15 protein-coding genes are annotated in these 6,426 nt (G+C 50.0%); all 15 read left to right on the top strand.

The genetic code is table 11. From position 1 onward, the window contains the following. The coding region (tuf, locus tag RIG61_14075) for an elongation factor Tu (protein ID MEQ9620284.1) at positions 1-143 on the top strand (143 nt) is incomplete at its 5' end. Positions 144-165: 22 nt separating this feature from the next. Then, positions 166-486 carry a 30S ribosomal protein S10 gene (rpsJ, locus tag RIG61_14070; GenBank protein ID MEQ9620283.1) on the top strand — a complete coding sequence of 107 codons (321 nt, stop codon included), beginning with the start codon at positions 166-168 and terminating at the stop codon, positions 484-486. Beyond that, a complete protein-coding gene (gene rplC, locus RIG61_14065) occupies positions 480-1,133 on the top strand; it encodes a 50S ribosomal protein L3 (GenBank protein ID MEQ9620282.1) in 654 nt (217 codons plus the stop codon). Before rpsJ ends, rplC begins: the two co-directional genes overlap by 7 nt. Continuing rightward, positions 1,126-1,755 (top strand): 50S ribosomal protein L4, encoded by a 630-nt coding sequence (gene rplD / locus RIG61_14060; protein MEQ9620281.1) that lies wholly within the window; start codon positions 1,126-1,128, stop codon positions 1,753-1,755. Before rplC ends, rplD begins: the two co-directional genes overlap by 8 nt. After that, entirely contained in the window at positions 1,752-2,039 is a 288-nt protein-coding gene (gene rplW / locus RIG61_14055; GenBank protein ID MEQ9620280.1) for a 50S ribosomal protein L23, read from the top strand. The genes rplD and rplW overlap by 4 nt, the downstream gene beginning before the upstream one ends. Positions 2,040-2,041: 2 nt before the next feature. After that, positions 2,042-2,884 (top strand): 50S ribosomal protein L2, encoded by an 843-nt coding sequence (gene rplB, locus RIG61_14050; GenBank protein ID MEQ9620279.1) that lies wholly within the window; start codon positions 2,042-2,044, stop codon positions 2,882-2,884. A gap of 9 nt (positions 2,885-2,893) precedes the next feature. Next, positions 2,894-3,178, top strand: a complete 285-nt coding sequence (gene rpsS / locus RIG61_14045; protein ID MEQ9620278.1) for a 30S ribosomal protein S19 — start codon at positions 2,894-2,896, stop codon at positions 3,176-3,178. A 22-nt stretch (positions 3,179-3,200) separates the two neighbouring features. Then, positions 3,201-3,539: a 50S ribosomal protein L22 gene (gene rplV / locus RIG61_14040; protein MEQ9620277.1), complete on the top strand. Its 339-nt coding sequence runs from the start codon at positions 3,201-3,203 to the stop codon at positions 3,537-3,539. Between the two features lies 1 nt (position 3,540). Beyond that, on the top strand, positions 3,541-4,194 hold the full coding sequence (rpsC, locus tag RIG61_14035; protein ID MEQ9620276.1) for a 30S ribosomal protein S3: 654 nt from the start codon (positions 3,541-3,543) through the stop codon (positions 4,192-4,194). 12 nt (positions 4,195-4,206) lie between these two features. Continuing rightward, entirely contained in the window at positions 4,207-4,632 is a 426-nt protein-coding gene (rplP, locus tag RIG61_14030) for a 50S ribosomal protein L16 (GenBank protein MEQ9620275.1), read from the top strand. Then, complete coding sequence (gene rpmC, locus RIG61_14025; protein ID MEQ9620274.1) at positions 4,629-4,835, top strand: 50S ribosomal protein L29; 207 nt, start codon at positions 4,629-4,631, stop codon at positions 4,833-4,835. Before rplP ends, rpmC begins: the two co-directional genes overlap by 4 nt. Beyond that, a complete protein-coding gene (gene rpsQ, locus RIG61_14020) occupies positions 4,836-5,138 on the top strand; it encodes a 30S ribosomal protein S17 (protein MEQ9620273.1) in 303 nt (100 codons plus the stop codon). After that, complete coding sequence (gene rplN / locus RIG61_14015) at positions 5,135-5,503, top strand: 50S ribosomal protein L14 (protein ID MEQ9620272.1); 369 nt, start codon at positions 5,135-5,137, stop codon at positions 5,501-5,503. The genes rpsQ and rplN overlap by 4 nt, the downstream gene beginning before the upstream one ends. Before the next feature lies 1 nt (position 5,504). Then, positions 5,505-5,861: a 50S ribosomal protein L24 gene (gene rplX / locus RIG61_14010; GenBank protein MEQ9620271.1), complete on the top strand. Its 357-nt coding sequence runs from the start codon at positions 5,505-5,507 to the stop codon at positions 5,859-5,861. Beyond that, on the top strand, positions 5,861-6,415 hold the full coding sequence (gene rplE, locus RIG61_14005) for a 50S ribosomal protein L5 (GenBank protein ID MEQ9620270.1): 555 nt from the start codon (positions 5,861-5,863) through the stop codon (positions 6,413-6,415). The genes rplX and rplE overlap by 1 nt, the downstream gene beginning before the upstream one ends. The last annotated feature ends 11 nt before the right edge of the window (positions 6,416-6,426 follow it).

Below are 6,426 nucleotides of genomic sequence, written 5' to 3'. Positions count from 1 at the left end.
TGGAGATGGTGATGCCCGGGGATAATGTGAATATGGACGTGGAGTTGATAGCGCCTGTGGCCCTTGAGGAGCAGCTTAGGTTTGCGATAAGGGAAGGGGGAAGAACAGTGGGCGCTGGTGTAGTTACTAAAATCGTGGAGTGATAGTTTTTAAGGGAAGTTATTTATGAATCGTGCTGCCAAGATAAGAATAAAGTTGAAATCGTTTGATCACAGGCTGCTTGACAGGTCATCTGTGGAGATAGTGGATACGGCGAAAAGAACCGGGGCAAGGGTCTCGGGGCCAGTTCCTCTGCCTACTCATATAAGCCGCTACTGTGTATTGAGGTCCCCTCACGTTGACAAGAACTCCAGGGAGCACTTTGAAGTGAGAACACACAAGAGGCTGGTGGATATACTGGAGCCTACGCAACAGACTATCGATGCGCTGATGAAGCTGGATCTGGCTTCGGGCGTTGAGGTTGAGATAAAACTAACAGGATCGTAATCGTAATGGTTGAAGGATTAATAGGCAAAAAATTAGGAATGACCGAGTTTTTTCTGGACAACGGAACCGCGGTGGTCGGGACCGTGATTGAAGCGGGTCCCTGTTTCGTGGTGCAGAAAAAAACCGAGGATAAGGACGGGTACGAGGCCTTGCAGCTGGGGTTTGAAGAGGTAAAGCCTCAGAGGGTCTCCAAGCCCATGCTCGGCCATTTTAAAAAGGCCGAAGTATCTCCGTTGAGACACCTGGCGGAGTTCAGCGCCAAAGAAGGGGAGTATAACCCCGGAGATGAAATAAAGGCTGACGTGTTCGAGGAAGGGGAGATTGTTGACGTCGTGGGCACCAGCAAGGGAAAGGGATTTTCGGGCGCCATGAAGAGGCATAATTTCAGGGGTCAGCCGGCTTCTCACGGCGGGATGGCTCACAGGAGGGTAGGCGGTATCGGTCAGGCCTCTTATCCCGCAAAGGTCTGGAAAGGTATAAAAATGCCGGGCCAATTGGGAAATGAGAAAGTCGCTGTCCAGGGAATCAAGGTCTTCAAGGTTGACGCTGAGAGGAACATGATCGTCGTAAAGGGGTCGGTTCCTGGACCGAGAGGCGGCCTTGTGATAATTAAGAGAACTACGAAAGGGAGAAGTCAAAGTGCCTGAGCTTGATGTTTATGATTTGGAAAAAAGCAAGGTGGGTTCGGTAGAGCTCGACCCTTCGATATTCGAGGCGCCGGTCAAAAAACACCTGCTTCATGCGGTTGTAAACTGGCAGCTGGCCGGCAGGCGCGCGGGCACGGCCTCCACAAAGCAGAGGGGCGAGGTAAGGGGCGGCGGCAGAAAGCCCTGGAGGCAGAAACACCTGGGACGGGCGCGGCAGGGAAGCATCAGGGCTCCCCAGTGGAGAAAAGGGGGAGTGGTTTTCGGACCCAAGCCCAAGGACTGGTCTTATTCGGTAAATAAAAAGACCAAACGCCAGGCTCTTGTAAGCGCGCTATCCCTTAAATACGGCGAGGGTGTTCTTATGGCGCTCAACGAGTTCAACCTCCCCGAGATTAAAACAAAACAGGTGGCCGATTTCGTAAAGAAATTCGATCTTAAATCCGTTTTGATAATCGTAGGGGGCGATGGCGATAATGAGAACCTTCTGAAGTCGGCAAGGAATATGCCGAACGTGAAGGTGCTCAGGGTCGGAGGCATTAACGTATTTGATATTTTAAAGTATGACGCATTAATTATGACTGAAGATTCTATTAAAAGTGCGCAGGAGACTCTGAAAAATTGAAAGACCCCAGGCACATAATCAAGCGCCCGCTCGTGACCGAGAAATCCTCTGATTTAAGAGAGTCCGGCTGGTATGTGTTTTCGGTCGACAAGGGATCGACTAAAAACGAGATAAGGGACGCTGTCGAAAAGGTATTTAACGTTAAGGTAGGCAAGGTCAGGACCCTTGTTACTACTGGTAAAAAGGTAAAAAAGTTCGGGAGGATATCAGGTCAAAAGTCCTCGATTAAAAAGGCGTATGTTCATGTCAAGGAAGGAGTTATCGAGTTTTTTGAGGGAGTTTAGGAATGGGTATTAAAAAATTCAACCCCACTAGTCCGGGAACAAGGTTCAGGTCGGGATCCGACTTTGCCGACATCACCGCGGAAAGACCGCACAAACCGCTCACCTCCCCCGTAAAGAAAACGGGCGGAAGGAATTCGCAGGGCAGGATTACGAGCTATCAGCGGGGCGGAGGACATAAAAGGCTTTATAGAAAAATAGATTTTAAAAGGGATAAATACGATGTTCCCGCCAGGGTTGTTTCGATAGAGTACGATCCGAACCGCTCGGCCAGGATTGCTCTGCTCAACTATACGGACGGGGAGAAGAGATATATCCTCGCGCCCGAGGGCATAAAGCTCGGAGACACGGTTGTATGCGGGGAAAATGCAGAGGTATCGGCCGGCAACTCCCTGCCGCTTAAATTCATCCCGGTGGGTACGATTGTTCATAACATAGAATTAAAGCCCGGGGGCGGCGGTAAAATTGCGAGAGCTGCCGGGGCTTCCGCTCAGATCGTTGCGAAGGAAGGCTCCTATGCCCAGATTAAATTAACCTCCGGCGAAATACGGCTTATTCACTTGGACTGCGCCGCGACAGTGGGCAGAATCGGAAACGCCGAGCACGAGCTTGTTACCCTCGGCAAGGCCGGGAGAAAAAGGCACATAGGGAAAAGACCCCATGTCAGGGGAGTCGCAATGAACCCTGTCGATCACCCCCACGGCGGAGGCGAGGGAAAAGCGACCAAGGGCAATCCTCATCCTGTATCTCCCTGGGGCTGGATTACAATCGGATATAAAACGAGAAAGAACAAGAGAACCGATAAGTTTATAGTGAAGCGTAGAAGAATTGGATACGGAATGGATTAAGGAGAAGTCATGCCCAGATCAAATAAAAAAGGACCGTATGTAAGCGATAAACTGCAGAAGAAGGTAGAAGCGGAGAAGGCTTTGGGCAGCGGTCGTATAATAAAAACATGGTCAAGAAATTCAATGATTACGCCTGATATGATGGGCCTTACGTTTGCGGTGCACAACGGGAGAAAGTTTATACCGGTTTACGTCACCGAGCACATGGTCGGTCACAAGCTGGGAGAGTTCTCTCCCACCCGCACATTTTCGAGTCACGCGGGGGACAAGAAGGCCAAAGTTGGAAAAAGGTAGAAAATAAACAGAAGGGAAAACAATGGTATCTCAAGCTGTAAAAAAATATTACAGATCATCACCCAAGAAGCTTGGCCCTGTGTTGGAGCTTATAAGAGGAAACGGAGTGGAAAACGCTTTTTCGATACTTTCTTCGCTCCGTAAAAGGTCGGCCCCGGATATTGCCAAACTCCTGAAATCAGCCGTCGCCAACGCTTCCGAGAAAGGTCACAGCGATACTGAGACTCTTTACATAAAGGAAGTGTACGCCTCAAAGGGGCCTATGCTCAAGAGGGTAAGGCCGAGGGCCAGGGGGCGCGCGGACCAGAGAAAAAGAAGAATGAGCCACATAACAATAGTACTTGAAGAAAGGGGGCTTTAAATTGGGTCAGAAAGTTAACCCTATAGGGCTGAGAGTTGGAATTACGAAAGGCTGGGACTCCAAATGGTATGCCGAAAAACAGCGATACACGGAGCTCCTTCACGAGGATTTGAAGATAAGGAATCTTATTAAAAAGGAATTTTATCAGGCGGCGATTTCGAAGATCGAGCTTGAGAGAGCGGCGTCCGAGAGGGTCAGGATAGTAATACACTCGGCCCGCCCGGGGATGATAATAGGAAGGAAAGGGCAGGAGATTGAGGCCCTCAGGCAGAGGCTCTCGAAAATGACGGGGAAGGATATCTACCTCGACATCCGAGAGGTCAAGCGTCCGGAAATAGACGCCCAATTGGTGGCGGAGAACGTCGCCCTCCAGATAGAGAGGCGCGTGGCGTTCAGGCGCGCTATGAAAAGGGGCCTCTCGTCCGCGATGAGACTCGGAGCGCTCGGCATTAAAATCATGGTTTCAGGAAGACTCGGGGGGACGGAGATTGCGAGGAAGGAATGGTACAGGGAAGGCAGAGTCCCGCTTGCCACGCTCAGGGCGGATATTGATTACGGCTTTGCCGAGGCCAGCACTACTTATGGAATTATAGGTGTAAAAGTCTGGATTTTTAAAGGTGAAATTCTGGAGAGGAAAAGCAAGCAAGTCGTATAATGGTGATATAAAATGTTACAGCCGTCGCGTACAAAATACAGGAAACTTCATAAAGGCAGGATAAGAGGCAAGGCGACCAAGGGCGCGTCCATGGCCTTCGGCGAGTACGGGCTCCAGTCCCTGGAAGGAGGCAAGCTCACGTCCAGGCAGATCGAAGCCGCCCGTATCGCTATCACTCGACACGTGAGAAGGGGAGCCAAGCTATGGATAAGGGTGTTCCCGCATAAGGCCGTTACCAAGAAACCCGCCGAGACCAGGATGGGAAAGGGTAAAGGAGATGTGGACAGCTATGTGGCTCCGGTAAAAAGGGGCACCATGATTTATGAAATCAGCGGCCTGACCCAGGAGCTCGCGAAGGAAGCCTTCAGGCTTGCGTCTCACAAGCTCCCTGTCAAAACGCGCATGGTAACACGTGATGAGGGGGATATTCTGGGATGAAGGCGAGCGAATTCAGGGAGTTGACGGATAACGAGCTGTCAAAGAAAAAAGATGAGCTAAAGGAAGAAATTTTCAATCTGAGAATCCAGATAGCCACTCAGCAGACGACAAATGTCGCGAGGATTAATAATTTGAAGAAAGACCTCGCGCGGCTGTTGACCGTAATCAGAGAAAAGGACACTGCACAGGGAGAAGTTAGTTAAATGCCGAGAGGGAAATATAAATCTAGAGTCGGAACCGTCGTGAGCGACAAGATGGATAAAACAGTCGTTGTTGACGTGATCCATATCCGGAAAGATCCGAGATACAAAAAGGCTTTCAAAATGAACACTAAATTCAAGGCTCACGATGAAAACCAGGAGTGCAGGGTAGGGGACAAGGTGCAGATACTCGAAACCAGGCCCTACAGCAAGACCAAGAGATGGAGAGTGAGCAAAATTCTCGAGCGCGGAATTCAGCTCGAAGTTGATGCGGAGCTTGATAATGCGGGAGGGAATTTAGAGTGATTCAGTCGACGACATATCTGGATTCCGCCGACAATACGGGGGCCAAGAGGCTTTTTTGTATTAAGGTGCTGGGCGGCTCCGGAAGAAAATACGCCAGGTTGGGGGATGTGGTTGTAGTGTCCGTCAAGGAGGCTATTCCCAACTCAAAAGTGGATAAGGGCACCGTGCAGAGGGCTGTGATTGTGCGTACCAGAAAGGAACAGAGAAGGGTGGACGGGTCATACGTAAGATTCGATAATAACGCCGCAGTGCTTATTAACAAAGAAAACGAGCCCATGGGTACCCGTGTTTTCGGGCCTATAGCCAGGGAGCTGCGTACGAAGGGTTTTATGAAAATAATTTCTCTTGCCCCGGAGGTGGTGTAAAGTGGCTTCCGCGTCGAGAAAAAATTCGGAGAAAAGAAAGAGATTCAACATCAAGAGCGGCGATACCGTATATGTCGTAGCGGGAAAGGAGAAGGGTAAAACCGGGAAAGTGATAAAAGTGTTGAGAGAAAAGGAAGCTGCGCTTGTGGAGAAGCTCAACCTCGTAAAGCGCCATGAGCGTCAGTCCCAGAAGAACCCCACGGGCGGGATCGTGGAAAAAGAGGCTCCCATACATATATCCAACCTGATGCTTTACGATAACACGGAAGGGGAGCCCGTCAGAGTCGGACGTAGGGTCCTCGGGAGCGGCGAGAAGGTCAGATACAGCAAAAAGAGCGGTGAGGAGATCGGCAAATAATGGCGCCCAGACTCAAAAGCATTTACAATGAAAAGGTAATCCCGTCATTAAAGGAAAGGTTCTCCTACGGTAACCCTATGCAGATCCCCAGGATCGAGAAGATTGTCATTAATATGGGGCTCGGCAAATTAACCGACGCGGGCAGAGATAAAAAGGTTATTGACGAAGCAGTTGAGGAAATTTCAAGCATCACGGGCCAGAGACCCGTAATAAGAAACTCCAAGCACTCAATAGCGGGGTTCAAGTTAAGAGAGGGACTGCCCATAGGATGCTCGGTTACCCTTCGCGGCGATAAGATGTACGAGTTTCTGGACAGACTCGTCAACCTCGCCCTTCCCAGAGTCAGGGACTTCAGGGGTGTTTCGTCAAAAGCCTTTGACGGAAGGGGAAATTACACGCTCGGGCTCAGGGAGCAGATAATTTTTCCGGAAATAGACTACAGCAAGGTGCAAACAGTCAAAGGAATGAACGTAAGCATAGTAACCACAGCCAAAACGGATGAAGAGGCAAGAGGATTGCTGGAAGAGTTCGGAATGCCTTTTGCAAATAATTAAGAGAGGGATTT

It is taken from the genome of Deltaproteobacteria bacterium, from assembly GCA_040223695.1.
Taxonomy (GTDB): domain Bacteria; phylum Desulfobacterota_D; class UBA1144; order Nemesobacterales; family UBA2774; genus JAVKFU01.
Note: the sequence above shows the minus strand (reverse complement) of the source record. Positions and strands in the feature narration are given on the sequence as shown.

Bases quoted from the DNA above. Each gene is read 5' to 3' on its own strand.
- rpmC (MEQ9620274.1), top strand. From the start codon at position 4,629: ATGAAGGCGAGCGAATTCAGGGAGTTGACGGATAACGAGCTGTCAAAG.
- rplE (MEQ9620270.1), top strand. From the start codon at position 5,861: ATGGCGCCCAGACTCAAAAGCATTTACAATGAAAAGGTAATCCCGTCA.
- rpsQ (MEQ9620273.1), top strand. From the start codon at position 4,836: ATGCCGAGAGGGAAATATAAATCTAGAGTCGGAACCGTCGTGAGCGAC.
- rplB (MEQ9620279.1), top strand. From the start codon at position 2,042: ATGGGTATTAAAAAATTCAACCCCACTAGTCCGGGAACAAGGTTCAGG.
- rplV (MEQ9620277.1), top strand. From the start codon at position 3,201: ATGGTATCTCAAGCTGTAAAAAAATATTACAGATCATCACCCAAGAAG.
- rpsS (MEQ9620278.1), top strand. From the start codon at position 2,894: ATGCCCAGATCAAATAAAAAAGGACCGTATGTAAGCGATAAACTGCAG.
- rplP (MEQ9620275.1), top strand. From the start codon at position 4,207: ATGTTACAGCCGTCGCGTACAAAATACAGGAAACTTCATAAAGGCAGG.
- rpsJ (MEQ9620283.1), top strand. From the start codon at position 166: ATGAATCGTGCTGCCAAGATAAGAATAAAGTTGAAATCGTTTGATCAC.